9 protein-coding genes (1 of these 9 only partly in view) are annotated in these 20,049 nt (G+C 66.6%); all 9 read right to left on the bottom strand.

The genetic code is table 11. From position 1 onward, the window contains the following. Positions 1-1,828: the 5' portion of a non-ribosomal peptide synthetase gene (locus QX132_RS15675; RefSeq protein WP_316161823.1), read on the bottom strand. 4,772 nt of this gene lie to the left of the window's left edge; only the first 1,828 of its 6,600 coding nucleotides appear in the window; the start codon lies at positions 1,826-1,828; its stop codon lies off the left edge, out of view. Then, positions 1,825-11,550 carry a non-ribosomal peptide synthetase gene (locus QX132_RS15680; protein ID WP_316161825.1) on the bottom strand — a complete coding sequence of 3,242 codons (9,726 nt, stop codon included), beginning with the start codon at positions 11,548-11,550 and terminating at the stop codon, positions 1,825-1,827. Before QX132_RS15680 ends, QX132_RS15675 begins: the two co-directional genes overlap by 4 nt. 43 nt (positions 11,551-11,593) lie before the next feature. Then, entirely contained in the window at positions 11,594-12,556 is a 963-nt protein-coding gene (locus tag QX132_RS15685) for a TauD/TfdA family dioxygenase (RefSeq protein ID WP_316161826.1), read from the bottom strand. 87 nt (positions 12,557-12,643) lie between these two features. Next, on the bottom strand, positions 12,644-13,372 hold the full coding sequence (locus QX132_RS15690; RefSeq protein ID WP_315781224.1) for a thioesterase II family protein: 729 nt from the start codon (positions 13,370-13,372) through the stop codon (positions 12,644-12,646). 20 nt (positions 13,373-13,392) lie between these two features. Then, positions 13,393-13,623: an MbtH family protein gene (locus QX132_RS15695; RefSeq protein ID WP_315781226.1), complete on the bottom strand. Its 231-nt coding sequence runs from the start codon at positions 13,621-13,623 to the stop codon at positions 13,393-13,395. Positions 13,624-13,954: 331 nt separating this feature from the next. After that, positions 13,955-16,234: a TonB-dependent receptor gene (locus QX132_RS15700; RefSeq protein ID WP_315781228.1), complete on the bottom strand. Its 2,280-nt coding sequence runs from the start codon at positions 16,232-16,234 to the stop codon at positions 13,955-13,957. Positions 16,235-16,921: 687 nt separating this feature from the next. Continuing rightward, complete coding sequence (locus QX132_RS15705) at positions 16,922-17,191, bottom strand: hypothetical protein (protein WP_315781231.1); 270 nt, start codon at positions 17,189-17,191, stop codon at positions 16,922-16,924. Next, positions 17,188-18,318, bottom strand: coding sequence for a PepSY-associated TM helix domain-containing protein (locus tag QX132_RS15710; protein ID WP_315781268.1), 1,131 nt, complete (start codon positions 18,316-18,318; stop codon positions 17,188-17,190). The genes QX132_RS15705 and QX132_RS15710 overlap by 4 nt, the downstream gene beginning before the upstream one ends. 273 nt (positions 18,319-18,591) lie before the next feature. Then, positions 18,592-20,043: an aldehyde dehydrogenase gene (locus QX132_RS15715; protein ID WP_316161828.1), complete on the bottom strand. Its 1,452-nt coding sequence runs from the start codon at positions 20,041-20,043 to the stop codon at positions 18,592-18,594. Between the last annotated feature and the right edge of the window lie 6 nt (positions 20,044-20,049).

Below are 20,049 nucleotides of genomic sequence, written 5' to 3' on the forward strand. Positions count from 1 at the left end.
CACAGAGCAGCAGCGTTGGCTGAGCATCGGCCACGGTCTCGCGCAGCCGCTGCGGCGGATAGGCAGGGTCAAGCGGCAGATAGGCCGCTCCCGCTTTGAGAACCGCGAGCACGCTGACGATCGCATCAATGCCGCGCTGCTGGCAGATCGCGACCAGCCGGTCCGGACCGGCGCCCAGCGCAACGAGATGATGCGCGAGGCGATTGGCGCGCAGCTCGAGCTCGCGATAGCTCAAGCTGACCGCGCCATGCACCAGCGCCACGGCGGAGGGGCGGCGGCGCGCCTGCTCTGCGACGAGCTCCTGGATGCAGCAGTCGGCTGGCGTGAACGACTGCGTCCGGTTCCAGACATCCAGCAGCAGCGTACGTTCCTCGGCCGGCAGCAGCTCGATCCGATCGACCGGCTGGCTGGTGTCGGCGACCATGGCGCGCAACGCAGCCAGCAGATAGAAGCGATAGCGCTGTACGGTCTCGGCGTCGAACAGCGCCGTCGCGTAGTTGAGCTTGCCAGTGATGCGGCCGCCACTTTCGCTGAGATCGAGCTCGAGATCGAACTTGATCTTGTGCTGCTCGATCGCAAGGCGTTCGACGGCCAGGCCGGGCAGTGCGAACGAGCCGACAACGTTACTCTGCCACGCGAACACCACCTGGAACACCGGCGTGTATTCCGGATGCCGCGGCGGCTGGAGCGCCTCGACCAGGTGCTCGAAGGGCAGATCCTGATGATCCTGCGCCGCGAGGACCGCCGTCTTGACGCGGTCGATCAGCTCGGCGACAGCGGGACCATGCGAGAGGTCGAGCCGCAGCGCCAGCATGTTGACGAAGAAGCCGGCCAGGCCTTCGAGCTCCGAACGCATCCGATTTGCGCTCGGCGTGCCGATCACGAGATCCTGCTGGCCCGCCAACCGCGACAGCACGATGGCCCAGGCCGCCAGCACGATGACGAACGGGGTGGCGCCGAGAGCGTGGCCCAGCCGCCTGATGTCGGCCGATAGACCGTCGTCGATCTCCACCGGCACCGCGGCGCCGGCGTTGGATCGCGGCGCAGAACGCGCACGGTCGGTCGGCAATGTCAGCAAGGATGGCGCATCGCGCAGCACGGCGGTCCAATGATCGAGCTGCCGCTGCAGTCGATCTGCCGTCAGCGAATGGCGCTGCCATGCTGCATAGTCCGGATACTGAATCGCGAGCGGCGGCAACGGATCATCGCCGCCTGCGGCGAAGGCGCCATACAGTGCCGAGAGCTCGCGGACGATGACGCCCATCGACCATCCGTCGGAGATGATGTGGTGCTGGCTGAGCAGAACAACGTGATCATCATCGCCCAGACGGATCAAATGGCTGCGGATCAGCGGCCCCCGAGCGAGATCGAACGGCGCGCGCATGCACTCATCCAGCACGTCGCCCAGCCGCTTCTCGCGGTCCGGCCGGACGCGAAGATCATGCATCTCCAGCGGCAGGCTGGTGTCGGACGGCAACAGCGCAATTCGCGGCTCGCCGTCCTCGGCGACAAAGACCGTCCGCAGCGCCTCGTGCCGGGAGAACAGGCGGTCGAGGCTGCGGCGCCATGCGCCGATGTCGAGCCGGCCGCGCAACCGCAGCGCCACGTCGATGTGATAATTCGCGCTTCCGCCATCGAGCTGCGCCAGCAGCCACAGCTGCTGCTGCGCGAAGGAGAGCGGCAGCCGGCCCCCGCGATCGACGATCGGGATCGTGCTTGTGTCGCGTCTGGCGGCGTTGCGGCCGCGCTGTCGCGCGCGCGATGCCAGCCGGCGCAGCGCCTCCGGATCGAGGTCACGCAGAAGAGGCTGTCCTGATTGTCCGCTCATGATAGCTCCGCCGTCATCAGTTCCTGGAGCTCACCTTCGGCGAACTCCTGCTCGATCAGACTGATCGAGAGGACGCGCGCGAATTCCGCCAATTCCGGATGAGCGAACAGCTCGGACAATTGCACCGACGTGCCGAACTCCTGCGCGACACGGCTGAGCAGCCGTACCGCCAGCAGAGAGTGGCCGCCGAGCCTGAAGAAGTGATCGTCCCGCCCGATGCGATCGAGGCCGAGCAGTTCCGCCCAGATGCCGGCCACGATGATCTCGATCTCACCGACCGGAGCCTGATAGTCGTCCCCCGCCTCGCCTTGTGACGCCAGCGGCAGCGCCTTGCGGTCGACCTTGCCGTTCGGCGTCAGCGGCAGCCGCGGCAGCACGATGACGCGCAACGGCACCATGTAGTCCGGCAGCATGGCCGTGAGCATCGCGCGCAAGTCGCCGCCGTCGAGGGTGCTGTCACTGCTGACATAGCCGATCAGGTGCCGCCCGCCGCCGAACTCCTGCGCGACCACGACGCTGTCGCGAACGCCGGGCAGTGCGCGCAGCCGCGCCTCGATCTCGCCGAGCTCGATGCGATGTCCGCGCATCTTGACCTGGTGATCGGCGCGGCCGACATAGTCGAGCGTGCCATCGGCACGCCAGCGCGCCAGATCGCCGGTCCGGTACAACCGCGCACCAGCACCGCCCAACGGATCGGGAACGAAGCGCTCTGCGCCGAGCCCGGCGCGCCGCCAATAGCCCCGCGCCAGTCCCTCGCCGCCGATGAACAGTTCGCCGGCCACGCCGGGCGGCGCAAGATTGAGATTGGCGTCGAGCACGTAGAGCGTGGTGTTGCCGATCGGACCACCGAGCACCGGCATGGGATCATTGGAATCGAGCCGATGGCGCGCAGACCACACCGTGGTCTCTGTCGGCCCATACATGTTCCAGACCTCGCCGCTCAGCGCGACGAGCCGCCGTGCCAGATCGGGAGCCAGCGCCTCGCCGCCGCAAAGTACGCGACAGCGACGAGGCAGCGCGGTCCCGTCATGATCGAGCAGCATGCGCCAGCTCGACGGCGTCGCCTGGATCATGGTCACGCCGTGCCTGGCCACGATCGCCTTCAGCGCCGTCGGATCCTGCGCCGAGGCGCGATCGGCCAGCACGATCCGGGCGCCCCGTGTCAGCGGCAGCCACAGCTCCAGCACCGCGATGTCGAACGACAGCGAGGTCAATGCCAGCACCCGGTCGTCGGATGCGATCCCCGGCTGCTCGGCCATCGTCGCCAGGAAGTTCGTCACTGCGCCGTGACGCACCATCACGCCCTTGGGCAGGCCGGTCGAGCCCGAGGTATAGATGACGTAGGCGAGGCTCTCCGGATGGATGGTGCTGCCGAGATTGTCGGCGTCGCCCGCATCATCGTCGCGATCGAGCAGCCAGGCCTCGGCTCCGCTATCGGCCAGCGCAAGCGCGAACCGATCCTGCAGCCCAGCTTGCGTCAGCAGAAGCCTCGCGCCGCTGTCGCTCAGCATGTGAGCAAGACGCTCGGCCGGATAATCCGGGTCGAGCGGCAGGTAGGCCGCACCCGCCTTCAGCACGGCGAGCAGCGCGACGATCATCTCGGCGTCGCGTTCCAGCGCCAGTCCGACCACGACATCGGCGCCGATCCCGTGTGCCTGCAGCCGCCGCGCCAGCCGGTTTGCCCGCGCGTTCAACTCGCCGTAGCTGATCCGGCGGTCGCCGCTGACGATCGCAACCGCGTCCGGGACAACCTTCGCCCGCGCCTCGATCTGCGCCACCACGCCGGGCGCTGCGTCGATCAACGGACGTGGGGATGACGTCTCGCCAATCGCAGCTCCACTCCAGCGCAAGAGCCACGCCAGCGCCTCCCCATCGACCATGCGAAGGCTGCCGGTCGGACGGGTGGCATCCGCCGAAATCTGCATCAGCCAGTCCCGCAACGACGCGCTCACCCGTCGAATCGCGTGCTCGTCCAATTGCGCACGATCGTAGTTGAAGTCGAGGCGCAGGCCCTCGGGTCCGTCGAACACGATGACCGCGATCGGATAACTGGTCGGCGTCACATGTTCGACCCGCCCGATCTGCGGCCCAGCACCGTTGCGCGCGGTGAGCGCCTGATCGATCGGATAGTTCTCGAACACCATCAGGCTGTCGAACAGGGGCTGCCCGGCCCTGTCGGCGAGGCGCTGGATCTCGTGCAGCGGCAGCCACTCATAGTCGCGCGCCGCGACGCTCTGCGCCTGAAGGGTTCGCAGCCAGTCGCCGGTCGCGGTCTGCGGGTGCGCGCGGTCGATCAGCGGCAGCGTGTTGATGAAGAGGCCGACCATGTGCTCCGCGCCGGCAAGCTCGGCCGGACGGCCCGAGACCGTCACGCCAAAGCAGACCGAGCTTTGCCCGGTATACTGCCGCAGCAGTTGGGCCCAGGCCCCTTGCAGCAGCGTATTCATCGTGATGCGCTGCTGCGTCGCGAACCGCCGCAGGCGGGCAGCGAGATCGACGTCCACGCGCAGCGTCAGCCGGCCGTGGCCGCTCGCAGCGTCGATCGCGCGGCTCGCACGCAAGGCATCGGCGAGCGGCGTGGGCTCATCGAAGCCACGCAGCGTCTCGCGCCAGAAATCCACAGCCGCCGCGTGGTTGCGCGTCTGCAGCCAGGCGATGTAGTCGCGATAACTGGCTTGCGCCGCCGACGGCGCAGCGCCGCCGATCTGCTGCAGCACGTCTGCGAGCAGCCGCGCCGAGCTCCAACCATCGATCACGATGTGATGATGCGTCCAGATCAGCCACAGCCTGTCATCGCCGAGCCGGATCAGCCGCAGCCGCTGCAGCGGCGGCCGGGTGATGTCGAAGCCGAGCTCACGCTCGCGCCGTGCCGCCTCCGCAAGCGCCGCCTCGATATCCGCCGCCGCGGCCCCATCAGCAATACGGCCGCGCCAATCCTCCTCGACGACGGGCACCTCGAGCTGACGGTAGACGATCTGCTGGGCCACTCCGGACAATTGCTGCCAGACGAATCCAGTCCGCAGCACCGCATGCCGCGCACTCGCCGCCTGCCATGCCGCACGCAACCGCGCCGGCGTCACACCTCGAAGCTCGATCGAGAGCTGGTTGACATAGACATCATCAGCGCCATCGCGCAGGGCATGGAACAGCAAGCCCTGCTGCATCGGCGACAGCGGATAGATGTCCTCGACGGAGCGACAGTCGATCGTCGCGCAGAGCCGGTCGAGCGCCGCCTGATCGAGTCCCGCGAGCGGAACGTCGGACGGCGTGAGACCGCCGGCGCCGCCGAGGCAATGATCGACGAGACCGTGCAGCGCCGCCCGATAGAGCTCCGCGAGCCGTTCGACGGTCGCGCGCCGATAGCGCCGGCTGCCATAGCGGAAGCCGAGACGCAGCCGCCCGTCACGCACCTCGCCGTTGATGGTGAGCCAGGCCCGCAACGGCGTGTCGGCGGCTCGCATCGGTCCCGGGTTTTCCGGCGCAATCCGGTACGGCGCCGACGCGCCGAGCTGGCCATCGAAGCGGCCGAGATAGTTGAAGACGATGCGCGGGTTCGGCACCGCGGCCAGCGCCTCGCGATGCTCCTTCGCACCGAGATGGCGCAGGACTCCATAGCCGAGCCCGCGATCGGGCACGGCGCGCAGCGTCTCCTTGACGCGGGTGATGAGCGCGCCGTCGGTCTCGCTGCCGCCGTCGAGACGGACCGGGAATGCGGTCGTGAACCAGCCCACCGTCCGTGTGAGGTCACAGTCCGCAAGGACATCCTCGCGGCCGTGGCCTTCGAGCTCGATCACGACGCCATCGATCCCACGCCAGTTCCAGACCGCACGCGCCAGCGCAGCCAGCAGCAGGTCGTTGACCTGCGTGCGATAGGCCGCAGGCGCGGCATCGAGCAGCCGTTCGGTCAGCTCCGCCTCAAGGTTCAGCACGACCTCCTCGGCGTCGGCTTCGACGTCGGTGCCACCATGGTCGTCGTCGCAGGGCAGCTCGCTGCCGTGGGAGGACGCCAGCCAGAACGGCAGTTCGTCTCCGAGCCGATCGGAGGCCGCATGCGCTCGCAGTCGCTGCACCCAGGAGGACGGCGTGGAGCTCTGGGGCGGCAGGTTGACGGCGCCCGCCTGCCCCGTCAGCTGCTCGCAAGCCGACGCGATGTCCTCGAGCAGAATCCGCCATGACACGCCATCGACGGCGAGATGGTGAATGGCGACCAGCAGCCGCTGGCTGCCATCGCGCATGTCGAATCCGACGGCGCGCAGCAGAGATCCCGATGCCAATGACAGGCTCGCCTGCGCCGCCGACGCGATCGCGCTGACGTCGGCTGGCTCGACTGCCGTGCGGAGCCAAAGCAGGTCAGGCGCGGCAGGCAGGTCGGACGGCACCGCCTGCCATTCACCCGCGACCTGCCGATACGTCATGCGAAGCGCATCGTGATGCCCCACGACGGCAGCGAGCGCCCGCTGCAGCACGCTCCAGTCGATCCGGTCCCGCGGGATCAGCAGCACCGCCTGGTTGAAGTGATCGCGATTGGCGATATCCTCCGCGAAGAAGCGCAATTGGATCGGCAGCAGCTCCGCAGCGCAGGCGTTCATTGCGTTGCGTGCTGCTGCCGGCGGCGTGATGGCCGGCGCGGAGGTGGTCGCAACCACGCCGACCAGCGCCGCTATCGTCTGCTGCGCGAACATCTGCTTCGGCGTCAGCATAACGCCGCGCTTGCGCAGCCGCGCGATGATCTGCAGGCTGAGGATGGAGTCGCCGCCGAGCTCGAAGAAATTGTCATTGCGGCCGATCCGCTCGCGGCCCAGCACGTCCTGCCAGACCGCGGCGATTGTCTCCTCCACCGCCCCGACCGGGGCGGCATAGGATAGCACGGCGTCCTCGTCCGGCTGCGGCAGCGCCGCGCGGTCGAGTTTGCCGTTGGCGGTCAGCGGCAGCCAGTCGAGCACGACGATGCGCGACGGCACCATGTAGTCCGGCAGCATCGCCGAGAGTTGCTGCCGCAGCGTCTCCGGCTGCAACACGGCGCCCGCTGCAGCGACACAATAGGCCACGAGCTCCTGGCGCTCCTGCTCAGCATCGACGGCGCGGGCCACGACGGCTGCATCGGCGATGCCGCTCATCAATGTAATCGCGCGGCTGATCTCGGCGGGCTCGACGCGGTAGCCGCGCAGCTTCACCTGATCGTCGCGCCGGCCGAGGAACACGATCCGGCCGGCCTGATCACAACGCACGCGATCGCCGGTTCGGTAGAGGCGCTCACCTGGCGCCCCGAACGGATCGGGGATGAAGCGCTCTGCCGTCGGCGCGGGCGCACAGCGATAGCCGCGCGCCAACCCAACACCACCGACGTGGAGTTCACCGGCGACCCCGGCCGGAACGGCATTCAGTGCATCGTCGAGAACGTAGGTCCGCAGATTGGCAAGCGGCAATCCGACCGGCACCGGACCTCGACCTGCGGCTTCCGTCCACTCATGTGTCGTAACGCCGACCGTCGTCTCGGTGGGTCCATAGTGATTGATGATCCGGCAATCCGGCCGCAGCCGGCGGACCTCTTCGATCAAGCCGTGATCGCACGGCTCGCCGCCAAGGATCAGCATGTCGCGCGGCAGAATGTCGGCCGAGCGCCGTGCCCGCAGCAAGCCGCGCAGATGGCTCGGCACGATCTTGAGGACGCCGATCTCGCCGTCGCGCATCGCTTGCGCAAACGCATCCGCATCGAACGCGGCATCGGCCGGAAGAAGATTCAAGGTTGCGCCGCTCGCGAGCGCGCCGAACAGCACGGTGTGGCCGAGATCGGCGGCAACAGTCGAGACCATCGCCATGCTCGCGTCGGCGCGTGGCCGCAGCCGGGACAATAGCGCCTGCACATAGTTGGCAAGTGCCCCGTGTGACACGGCGACGCCCTTGGGCGCGCCGGTCGAGCCCGACGTGTAGATGATGTAGGCAGTCTGCGCCGGATGAACGTGCGGGCGAATGAACTCGCCGCGAGACGCATCGCTGCGCGGCTCGCCGTCCAGCGCGACGCATTGCAACGCGCTCGCCGCAGCGAGGCATTCGCCGGTCGCGATCAGGGTGTCGATGCCACCATCGTGAAGAATACGGTCAACACGCGCCACCGGCCACGCCGGATCGAGCGGCACGGCGGCGCCGCCCGCCTTCAAGACGCCGAGCAGCGCCGCGACGAAGCTCGGCGACCGCTCGATCCACAGCGCCACCGGCGTCTCATGCGTGACGCCCGCCGCAACGAGCATGCGCGCGATCTGGTCCGACCAACCCACGAGCTCGGCGACGCTGACGGTGTCCTGTCCTTGGCGCAGCGCGATCCGATCGTCGCGGCCCGCGAACGCAGCGTCGATCAGATCGAGGATGTCCATCGATGGGAAGCTCTTCACCTCCGCCGCGACGACCTGCCTGACGTCTCGCGCGATTGCGAAGTCGCGCAGCGGCCGGTCGATGCCCGCCGCGATCTGCCGCAGGAAATCGACGAGCTGACTCCCGATCCGCTCGACCGTGGCCGCATCAAACAAATCAGTTGCGAAATTCAGGCTCGCATTCATGCCCGTTGGGCCGTCGATGATGTCGAGCGCGAGATCGAAATGCGAGCCGGCGAGATCGACGATGCGCGGCTGGGCGTGCAGGCCATCGCCGAGCGCAAATCCGGCCGGCGCGTCCATGTAGTTGAACTTGACCTGGAACAGTGGATTGTGGCCGCCGGAGCGGGTCGGCTTCAGCGCATCGACGAGACGGTCGAACGGCAGATCCTGATGTGCAAGCCCGGAGATGACCTCCTCTTTCGCCTGCCCCAGCAGCTCGGCGAAGCTCATGCCGTCGGCCACGTCGGCCCGCAGCACCAGCGTATTGACGAAGCAGCCGATCAGCGACGCCAGCTCGGCCTGGCGGCGCCCGGCGACGGGCACGCCGACGCGCAGGTCGGAGCGGCCGGAGTAGCGGAACAGCAGCAGCTGATAGGCGGCGAGCAGCAGCATGAACATGCTGACGCGATGCTCCCTGGCGAGCACGCGGAGCCTCAGCACCAGATCGGGCGCGATCTCGACGTGAATGGTGTCGCCGCGATAGCTCGGTACGGGCGGGCGCGGCCGGTCGAACGGCAATGCAAGCGGTGTATCCGCGTCGCCGAGCCGCTCGCGCCAGTAGGCGAGCTGCTGCGCAGCCTCGGGGCCGGAAAGCCAATCCCGCTGCCATGCGGCGTAGTCGGCATATTGGACGGCGGATGGGGACGGCGGCGCCCCTGCCCCGCGCCGGAGCCCGTCATAGAGCGCGGCGATCTCCGCCAGCAGCACGTCGAGCGAGAGCCCGTCGGCGACGATGTGATGCGCCGATAGCAGCAGCACGTGGCGGTCGTCCGCGAGCTGCATCAGCACGGCGCGCAGCAGCGGGCCATTGACGAGATCGAACGGCCGCGCCAGCTCCTCGCGTGTCCGCGCCGCGACCCGCGACGCGCGCTCCGCCGCCGGGCTGCGCCGCAGATCCTCGACCGCGACCGGAATGTCCGGCGCCGCATGGATGACCTGCACGACGCGGCCATCCGGGGCGGAGAAGGTGGTGCGCAGCGTCTCGTGACGGGCGACGATTTCGGTCAGCGCCTGCACCAGCAGTGCTTGATCGAGCGGGCCGTCGAAATGCACCGTGCAGGCGATGGTGTAGGCCGTGCCGGCCGGATCCATGCTCCAGAGAAACCACAGCCGCTCCTGCGCGGGAGACAGCAGCTCGCGTATGCCCGCCGGTGCCGGCTGCAGCGGCGGAAGCACTTTCGCGTCCGCGCTGGCGGCATCGATAAGCTCTGCGAGCGCGGCGAGCGTAGGCGCATCGAAGAAGCCGCGCAGCGCGAGCTCGATTCCGAACTGCTCGCGCACCATCGCCGTGATCTGAGCGGCCGCGACCGAGTTGCCGCCGAGCATGAAGAAGTCGTCGTCGCGATCGACGGTCTCGCGCCGGAGCACATCCCGCCAGATCAGCGCAAGACGGCGTTCGGTCGCCGTCGCGAGCTCCGGGGACGGCGATGGGTCCGCCGCCTCGCGTCGCCGCTCGAACACCATGAAGCTATCGAGCGTGCCCTGCGCCCACCTGGCGCGACAGGCGGACCGCTGCAGCTTGCCGCTGGTGGTCAGCGGCATGCCTTGCGGGTTCAGCAGCACGACCACCGCCGGATATTCCTGCGTCTGCCGCATGACCGCGTCGCCGATCGCCTTGATCAGCACGTCGGCCGGCGTTCGCCGCAGCACTGCCCTGCTGAACTCGGCAGCTACGCCAATGCCTTCGGCGCCATCGATCTGGACCGGGAAGGCCGCGACACGTCCCTTCCGCACCGAGGCCACCTCGGTCTCGACGGCCTGCTCCAGATCGAATGGATAGATGTTCTGGCCGCGGACGATCAGCAGATCCTTGAGCCTTCCCGTGACGACGAGTTCGCCGTCGCGGACGAAGCCGAGATCGCCGGTCCGCAGCCAGCGCGCGCCGTCGCGAACGACGAACGTCTGCTGCGTCGCCTCGGGATTGTTCCAATAGCCCAGCGCGACGCTCGGACCTGCGACCCAGATTTCGCCGACCTCATTCCTCTCGGCCTCGGCGGACGCATCGACCCTCATGATGCGCACGGCGTGGCCGTCTGCCACGGCGCCGCACGCCATCAGGTCCGTGCCCTCGCCGGCGCCCGCAACGCGCCCGCCGGCGAGCGCTGCGGGATCGAGCGTGTGACAAACCGCCCGGCTCGCGCGGTCGCCTGCCGTCACCAGCAAGGTCGCCTCGGCAAGGCCGTAGCACGGCGTCAGCGCGCGAGGATCGAGGCCCGCCGGCCGGAAGCGCGCGGCAAATCGATCCAGCGTCGCGCGGCGCACGAACTCCGAGCCGGAGAACGCGAACCGCCATCGGCCGAGGTCCAGACGCGCGATCGCCTCGTCCGAGATCCGGTCCGCACAGAGCGCGAACGCAAAGTCCGGCCCGCCGCTGCAGGTGCCGCCGTGGCGATGGATGGCGTCGAGCCAGCGCCGCGGCTGCTCCAGGAAATTGCGCGGCGACATCAGCACCGCCGTGAAGCCCGTGAACAGCGGATTCAGCAATCCGCCCATCAATCCCATGTCGTGATAGAGCGGCAGCCAGCTGACGAAGACGTCATCCTTGGTCCCGCCGAGCACCGCCTCTATTGCGATCTCATTGGCGACCAGGTTCCGGTGAGTGACGCAGACACCCTTCGGCTGCGACGTCGAACCCGACGTATATTGGAGGAACGCGATCGCTTCGCCGTGCAAGTCCGTCTCGCGCCAGGATGCGGCGGCATCGACCGGCACCTCGTCGACGGCAACAACATGAGCCTTGGGCTCGCCGAACGCAGCGACGATGGCGTCGCGCAGACGCGCCTGGGTGAGAATGAGCCGCGGCGCGGCATCGCGCAGGATGCCGTCGAGCCGGCTCGTGTAACGCTCCTTGCCGGTTTCCGGCGGATAGGCCGGCACGGCAATGACCCCGGCATAAAGGCACGCGTAGAACGCGACGGCATAGTCGGGACCGTTCGGCAGCAGAATCACGGCGCGCTCGCCTGCGCCGGCAAGCTCCTGCAGATGTGCGGCCGTTGCGCGAATGCGTCGATCCAGCGCGGCGAATGTCAGCTCGTCGACGACATCGTCGCCTTCGATGAAGCGCAGCGCCGGATGATCGGCACGCGAGGCGGCATGCTCGCGGAGTCGTTCGACGAGGGTCTGTGTCGGCATCTTCCGAAGGTCCGATAACAATGTGAGGATCGATCGCGCAGGCTCAATTCACGCGATGGGCTTGCGCCATCGCGACGATCACCCTGCGCGGCCCCTTGAACGGCTTGCGCGCGTGCGCCGTCAGCATGTTGTCGAGCATGACGACGTCGCCGGTCTGCCAGGGAAAGACGATCTTATGCCGGTCGAGCACGGCTCTGACCGTGGCCAGCGTCTCATCCTCGATCGGCGAGCCGTCGCCGTAGAACGCATTGCGCGGCAGCTCGAGCGGATCGCCGACGATGTCGAGAAGACTTTCCCGCACCTCGGGTGCGAGGCTGGAGACGTGGAACAGATGCGCCTGATTGAACCACACCATGTCCCCGGTCACGGGATGCACCGCGGTCCCCTGGCAGACCTGCCGCGTCCGCAGCTCGTCGCCATCCTTCCATTCGCAGGCGATCGCATGGGAGGCGCAATAGGCCTCGACCTCGGCCTTCGACTCCGTGCCGAACACCTGTCGCCAGTCGACATCGAGTCCGCTGCCGTAGTTGCGAACATACATGACGCCCCGCTCGGCGAAGCGGTTACGGATCGCGGCCGGAATGTCGCGATGGATCGACCGGCTGTCGGCGACCGGCGTCTCGCCGCCCTGCTGTGCCGCCTGCTCGCAATAGAACCAGATCTTCATCGGCCAGTCGCGCGTATAGGCCTGCTCGTTGTGCAGCGGGATGCTCTGGTGCGGCGGATATTCGGTCGAGGTGTAGACGCCGGCGCTGACCTGCGATCGGGGCGTCGAGCCGAATTCATAGGACAGCAGCGGATGGCCGAAGCTCGCGGCGAAGCTCCTGAACGCCTCGGCGCCGTCGAGATGGAAGCCACGGAAGAGAATTCCGCCGCACGCGTAGAGCTGGCGCTCGATCATGTCGCGGACCTCGCTGACGGCCTCCATCAGCGGCTGCTGCGTGCGGCTGGCCCGCAGAAGGAACGGCAGCGATTCTTGTTCTACTTTAGATTGTATTGCGAACATGACTTCTCCCCGTCTCCCGTCGATTTCAGCATCGAAGTTTCTTCACCAGCCGGCTTTTCCGGCTGGGTCCTGCTTTCGACGCGCCGCTCAAGGCCCCGCGCGAGCAACGGCGGGCTCCGGCCATGCCCGACGTACCAGCAATGCGGCAACGAGCTTCAGCAGATCCGCCTGCTGGCTGTGGATGAAGAAATGGTCGCCCGGCAGCATGTCGCGGCCGAACGTGCCGGAGGTCTCGGCCCGCCATGCCTCCAGTGCCTCGGCACGCGTTTCGTCGAGCTCTCCGCCGAACACGTGCAGCGGACACGGCAACGGCTGGCGCCGCCGATACACGTAGTTCCCGCACATCAGGAAATCGGCCCGCAGGATCGGCAGTGTGCCGCGCATGATCTCCATGCTCTGCAACGCCTCCGGCGGCGTGCCGTTCAGCCTGAGAAGCTCCTCGCGCAATGCGTCGTCACCGAGCGGCTCGCGCCAGCGGCTGCCGTCGCGCACGGCAGGCGCTTCCGTTCCGGACACGAGCAGCATCTGCGGCCTTGGCGCGCCGAGCGCGAGCAGCCTGTGCGCGAGCTCGAAGGCGAGCAAGCCGCCGAGGCTGTGCCCGAACAGGACGTAAGGCTCCGCCAACGGCGTCCCGACCAGTTCGGACGCGAGCTGATCGACCAACGCCGTCGCATCCGTTTGCAGTGGCTCGTCCATCCGCGCGCCCCGTCCTGGCAGCTCCAGCGGCTGGACCTCGATCCAGGACGGAAGACCTCTCCTCCAGCGCGCATAGACCATGGCGCTGCCGCCGGCATAGGGCAAACAGATCAGCCGCATGGCAGCCAGCCTCCTTCGCTTCAGGATTCGGCAGAAGCCTGCGCGTTCTCCTGCATGAATTTCCGCAGCGAGAGCGGCCGCATGTCGGTCCATACCTGCTCGATATGGTCCAGACACTCCTTCTTGCTCCCGGTCACGCCGACGGCCGTCCACCCGTTCGGGATGTCCTTGAACGTCGGCCAGATCGAATATTGCTCTTCGTGATTCACGACGACGGTGAAGGTGACGTCATCTCTGTCGAAGATCATCATGCCCGGCTACTCCTACTAACAAACGACGTTGATGAACTACGAGTAATGCAGTTGATAATGACAGTCAAAAGGATACCGCCGATCGAAGTTTTTAATCTCTCCAAGGTGACACGCAGGTGACGATTCAACACGAGGATGTATCGGCTCCAACTAGATGATTTGCCGACCCGACCGCTTTGTCACCCGGGGATGATCACACCTCGACGCAATCGATGAGCTACGCAAATTTTCATCAGATTGGAATTGAACGCCGTCCGCATCGCTCAGACTAACAAGGCCGCCGCACAACGGCCGTGCGGCGGCCCCATCATCGCCAACGCGTATCGACGTCCTAGAAATTGAACGTCGTGGAAACGAGATAGGTGCGCGGCGCCCCCAGGGTGATCACACCGCTATAGGCCGACGCCCAATACGCCTTGTCGAAGACATTCTCGACGCTCGCCCGCAGCACGATCGGCTTGCCGTTCCAGGGCGAAGTGAAGGTGTAGCGGGCGCCAAGGTCGACGCGTGTCCAATCCGGCAGCGAGAGTTTGTTGGCCGCGTCGACATATTGTGCACCGGTGTAGACGACCCGCCCCGTCAACGTCAGATCCCGCACGAACGGTGTATCCCACTCGGCGCCGAGATTCACGGTGAGCTCGGGCACGCCGATCGCCCGCTTGCCGTCCGTCAGGCCGCCCGAGGTCTTCTCCTGTACGCCGTGAATATACGCGACGCCCCCCAGCAGCCGCAGCGTCGGCGTGACCTCGCCGAACACGTTGAACTCGGCCCCCGTATTGCGCTGCCGGCCATTCAGCTCTTGAGTCAGCACTCCCCCTGAACTCGTGGTAATCACGCTGGGGCGCGAGATATCGAATGCGCTGACGGTAGTCGTGATTCGGCCGAAGTCGACCTTGACGCCGGTCTCGACCTGCTTGGTCTGCCCTGGCGGGAAGACCGTGCCGCTGTTGGCATAGCCGGCGGCGACGACGGTCGGGGTCTGCAGGCCTTCGATGTAATTGGCATAAAGCGACACAAACTCGACGGGCTTGACCACGAGCGCATAGGCTGGCGTCCACACCGAGGTGTCCTCGAAGGGGCGGCTCGATGCTGGAGTAACGAGATTCGTGACTTCCGTTCCCGCGGTTTGTCTGCGCACACCGACGGTCAGTTGAATCCGCTTGTTCAGCAGCGACATCGTGTCGGAGACGCCGATGCTCCAGAGATTGGCGCCGACGGTCTGATTGGCTTGGAGCGTCGCAAAGCTTGGCAACGCGATGTTGGTCGGCTCGCTGTAAAGGCTCCAGTTGGGCATCTTGCCGGAGACCACCTGCTGGGTATAGGTGCGGTCGGTGATGGAATAGCCGACATTGACGGCATGGTTGATCGGGCCGGTATCGGCCGTCATGCGCAGGCCAGCCTCCCCGGCGTATGTCTTGTACGTCTCGCTTCCCGTTCCCGGAGTCCCGGACAATACGCCAGCGTTGCTCGCGAGCACCGGCGACGGATAACGGTAGTTGATGTTGCTGTCGTGATAGCCGAATCCGGCATAGGCGGTGATACGATCGTTGAGATCGACTTCGCCTTTCACCGTCGAGAAGAAATCGGTCGGCGCATAATACGCCCACGGCACCTGGAAATTGGTGCCGGACGACGGTGGCGACGGAATGCTGGTGACAGCAGTACCCACGCCGAAGAATCGCAGCGGCGGATTCAGCTTGTCCGCCTGATAGCCGACATCGGCATCGATTCGGACATTCTCGCCATGATAGTCGACGGCGAGGTGGGCATTGCCGAACTCGTCGGTCTGCCGGTTCCAGGGGGTATCGCCGTTCGAATACTTGCTGTTCAGCCGGACGCCCCACTCCTTGTGCTCGCCATAGCGACGGCCGACGTCGATCTGCTCGCCGAATTGCGTCTTGGACGCATAGGTTGCCGTTAGCTGCGTGATGTCGGTGTCGAGCGCGTGCTTGGTGACGAGATTGACGCTACCGCCGACCGCGCCGCCGCTTGAGGCGCCAGTGCCGCCGACCGTCATGCCGTTGAGCAGAGCCGCGGGCCCCTTCAGCAATTCGACCCGTTCGATGAAATTGGCGCCCGTCGAATAATATGGCGCGATTCCGGCCAGCCCGTTCAGGGCGTAGTCACCGCTGTCGTAGTAGAAGCCGCGGATGAACAGGCTGTCGGCGCCGCCGCCGGCGGCTTGGATCGTGCGCACCGAGGGATCATTGATCAGCACGTCGCGGATCGTGCGCGCCTGCTGGTTCTGGATCAGTTGCGATGTGAAGCTCGTCTGATTGAACGGCGTGTTCATCACCCCGCGGTTGCCCAGCAGCCCAAGGCCGCCGCCGCTCGCGACCTGGCCGCCGGCATAGGGCGACGGCGGCGCGCCGATCGTGCCCGTCGACGGCGTCACGTAGGCCACCGGGGCGGTCGGCGGCAGGTTGCGCGGAGCGACGCGGCGCTGCTGAGCGGTCCGCGTCGCGGTCGTCTGCGGTCTCGAAGCGGTCTGCCGGACTTTCGGCTTCGGCGCGTCGACGGTCACATCGGGGAGCTTGGTCTGCGCGAAGGCCGATTGAACGCCTCCGACATTCAGCGAGAGCGCCAATGAGCTCACAAGTCCCAACGACATCGTCAATCCAACGTCTTTATCCCAAATGCGACAGACCATCCTGACACCCCGATCATTCCAAGTTCCAACTCGGCTCGTCGGTGGTCCTAACACACAGGTATTTGAGGATGGCGTCGCGCGACGTAGAACTCGTCTAACGAGCGACAGCTTCGCCGAATCGATCGGCTCAACAGATTGTCGCTACTACGAGATTCTTTTCACTCCGCTTCTTTGAAGCCTTCAAAAGAAGCGCATGTCGCGGGGAAGAGCGATGCGATCGCGTCGGCTGATACAGCTCACGACACCGATCGTCTCGAACTCATCGAAATAATTTCGATCAATCATACGATGATAACTAATCACATTGCCACTTTTGAATCAATCTTTGCTTTCAAATGCGCCACATCTCCGCCGCGCCGCGCGCAGATCGGAGAAGGCATCGAGACATTTGTATCTGCTTGTTTCCAGGCCGGAGCGACGCCGCTCGCGTCGGCGCTCGCTGCGCGAGACCGATCACGCGCCGCCGACGCAGCGCGCTGCCATCGCAATGAGGCGCCGCGCGCGAGAGGACGCGTGAGAGAAGAGATGCGTGGGATCGTTGGCCGGCCGAGCGCATCAGGGTCATCGCGCCGGGCGCGTCGTCCAGCAGCGCGGATCGAGATCAATGATGCGGGGTATCTTCCGCCGACCGACGGCGGACGTCAGCGCTCAGAGCGGCAGATCCTGCGTCCCGGCCTGAGCACCTTGCGCTCCGGCCTTCGCGCCGCGGCTTAGTTTCGTGCCGTATGCGAGCGACAGCAGAATCGGAATCGACAGCCCGAGCCAGCACAGGCCGTCCCAGAGCCCGTCGCCGAACAGTCCGAAGGCGAGCCCGGCTGCGGCGACCAGGCCGATCAGCAGCGGCGCACGAAACACCTGCCAGGTCGAGAGTTGCGCGACGCGGGCAGACGGCGTCGCCGATGCGGCCGAGGAGCTCATGGCGACACCACCGCAGGCGCTGCCGACCTAACGACGCCGGACACCTTCCTGCGGAAGCCCCAGCGCTTGGCGGCCCACAGATAGAGTCCGCTGCACAGCACGATGATCGTGATGACATCGAGAACGGCCCAGATGATCTTCAGCGGCAGTCCGCCGTAATCACCGAAGTGCAGCGGCCGCGACACCTGCAGCGCGGTGAGATACCAGGCGAGCTCGGGCGCGACCATCTTGCTGCTGTCCTGGGCGTCGACCAGAACCGGCTTGAACATGCGCGCGGTAAATGGCGTGCGGCCCTTGGTCCAGATCATCAGATGCTGCGGGCTGCCGAACCGCGTCGTCGTCGGCAGGGTGATGGACGTCACCAGCCGGTCAGGAAACGCGGTGCGGACGGCGCCAACGGCGGCCTCGATCGATTTTGCTTCCGCCAGCGGCTTGCCCCGATAGGGCGCGAGCAGTGCCGGCATGGTCTTTGCGCGCCAGAGATCGAACAGCGGCACGGCAAGCGTGTTGATGGTGCCGGTCAAGCCGACCGCGAGCGCCCAGCTCACCGTGACGATGCCGAGCAGATTGTGCAGGTCGAGCCATTTCAGCCGGGCCGAGCGATCCCGCACGGTGCCGAACTGCAAGCGCCGCATGAACGGCCAGTAGACGACGACGCCAGAGACGATGGAGGCGGCGAACACCAGTCCCATCAGTCCGAGAAAGAGCTCGCCCGGCAGGCCGGTGAACATGTCGCGGTGGATGCGCAGGATCACGTCCATGACGTCCTGATGCGGCGCCTCCTCGCCGAGAACGACGCCGGTGCGCGCATCCACGGTGAGGCGATGAAACTGCCCGGGCACCGGAATGGCGGTCGGCGACATCGCGACCACAATCAGCGGCTCCGCCTGCCTCAGGCTCACGAACAGCGCATGCTGCTCCGGCAATTGCTGCTTGGCCGCCGAGATCAGGCGGTCGAGCGGCAGCAGCGGCGTGTCGGCCGGCATCGCCGGCGCGGCGATCTCGTCCTCGAAGAGATGATCGATCTCGTCATGGAAGATCAGCGGAAGCCCGGTCAGGCACAGCATCAGCAGAAAGATCATGCTGATCAGCGACGTCCACGTATGGACCTGAACCCACAGCCGCATGCGCTCGAACCCACCCTTCTTCATCGACGTTGCACGTGATGATCCGAACGTCCGGCAAGAGAAGGGCCGCAGCAAACTGAATCGATCTAAAACCGTTGGAATTTCTTTAAAGTAGCGCGCCTGTCTGCCGCAACCAGCGGAGCTACAACGTGAATTTCGATCGCGCCTCGCACCATCGACACATATCGAAAAGCTGCCGCGCATGGCCGCGCGGAATGCAACCGGCTCTGGCTGCATCCGACGATGCGCCAGGGCCGGGCCGCAAACGCCGTCTCAGAATGGATAGTGCCGTTCGCCGGTCTGCACCGTGATCCAGCGCAGCTCGGTGAACTCGTCGATCGCGGCCTTGCCGCCGAAGCGGCCATAGCCGGAGGCCTTGACGCCGCCGAACGGCATCTGCGGCTCGTCATGCACCGTCGGCGCGTTGACGTGGCAGATGCCGGACTCGATGCGCTTGGCGACGCCGATCGCGCGGGCGATGTCGCGGCCGAACACCGCCGACGACAGACCATATTCGGTGTCGTTAGCGACGCGCACGGCCTCGTCGACGCCGCCGACGCGCACGATCGTCACCACCGGGCCAAAGCTCTCCTCGCCGTAGATGCGCATCGCCGGCGTGACGTGATCGACGATGGTCGCGGGCATGATCGTGCCGCTGCCGCGGCCGCCGGCGGCCAACACGGCACCCTTGGCCACCGCGTCCTCGATCAGGCCGCCGACACGGTCGCAGGCGGCGGCGCTGACCAGCGAGCCCAGCACCACATTGCCCTTGCGCGGATCTCCGTAAGGCAGGCTGTTGGCCTTGGCGGCGAACTTTGCGACGAATTCATCCGCCACCTTGTCGTCGACCACGATGCGCTCGGTCGACATGCAGATCTGGCCCTGGTTCATGAAGGCGCCGAACGCGGCGGCGTTCACCGCGGCGTCGAGATCGGCATCGTCGAGAATGACCAGCGGCGCCTTGCCGCCGAGCTCGAGCAGCGCGCGCTTCAATTGCTTGGCACAGGCCATGGCGATGAGACGGCCGACGCGCGTCGAGCCGGTGAAGTTGACGCGGCGGATCGCGGGATGGGCGATCAGCGCCTCGACCACCGCCTGCGCATCCTCGGGCGCATTGGTGACGACGTTGACGACGCCGTCGCCGAGACCGCCTTCGGCCAGGCACGCGCCGATCAGCCGGTGCACGCCCGGGCTCATCTCCGAGGCCTTCAGCACCACGGTGTTGCCGCAGGCGAGCGGCATCGCCACCGAGCGGACACCGAGGATGACCGGCGCATTCCACGGGGCGATGCCGAGCACGACGCCGACCGGCTGGCGATGCGCCAGCGCAATGTTGTCGGGCACGTCGGTCGGGATCACCTCGCCCGCGATCTGCGTCGTCATCGCCGCGGCCTCGCGCAGCATGCCCTCGGCGAGATGCACGTTGAAGCCGGCCCAGCCCGCCGTGGCGCCGGTCTCGGCCATCATCAGCGCAATGAACTCCGGGGCGTTGCGCGCCAGCGCATCCGCAGCCGCATTGAGCCGCTTGCGGCGCTCGCCCGGGCCGAGCCGGGACCACGCCGGAAATGCCGCCGCGGCGGCATCGGCGGCGCGCAGCGCGTCATCGATCGACGCCGCCGCAACGATGGTTGCGATCTCGCCGCTGATCGGATTGAGCCGCTGGAAGGTGCGCTGGTTGGTGGCGGACTGGTCCTTGCCGCCAATCAGGAGATTGATCGCGTTCATGGGGCG

Source organism: Bradyrhizobium sp. SZCCHNRI20481 (assembly GCF_032485055.1).
In the GTDB taxonomy this organism is placed as follows: domain Bacteria; phylum Pseudomonadota; class Alphaproteobacteria; order Rhizobiales; family Xanthobacteraceae; genus Bradyrhizobium.

Bases quoted from the DNA above. Each gene is read 5' to 3' on its own strand.
- QX132_RS15705 (WP_315781231.1), bottom strand. From the start codon at position 17,191: ATGAGCTCCTCGGCCGCATCGGCGACGCCGTCTGCCCGCGTCGCGCAA.
- QX132_RS15710 (WP_315781268.1), bottom strand. From the start codon at position 18,318: ATGCGGCTGTGGGTTCAGGTCCATACGTGGACGTCGCTGATCAGCATG.
- QX132_RS15695 (WP_315781226.1), bottom strand. From the start codon at position 13,623: ATGATGATCTTCGACAGAGATGACGTCACCTTCACCGTCGTCGTGAAT.
- QX132_RS15715 (WP_316161828.1), bottom strand. From the start codon at position 20,043: ATGAACGCGATCAATCTCCTGATTGGCGGCAAGGACCAGTCCGCCACC.
- QX132_RS15685 (WP_316161826.1), bottom strand. From the start codon at position 12,556: ATGTTCGCAATACAATCTAAAGTAGAACAAGAATCGCTGCCGTTCCTT.
- QX132_RS15690 (WP_315781224.1), bottom strand. From the start codon at position 13,372: ATGCGGCTGATCTGTTTGCCCTATGCCGGCGGCAGCGCCATGGTCTAT.
- QX132_RS15700 (WP_315781228.1), bottom strand. From the start codon at position 16,234: ATGTCGTTGGGACTTGTGAGCTCATTGGCGCTCTCGCTGAATGTCGGA.
- QX132_RS15680 (WP_316161825.1), bottom strand. From the start codon at position 11,550: ATGCCGACACAGACCCTCGTCGAACGACTCCGCGAGCATGCCGCCTCG.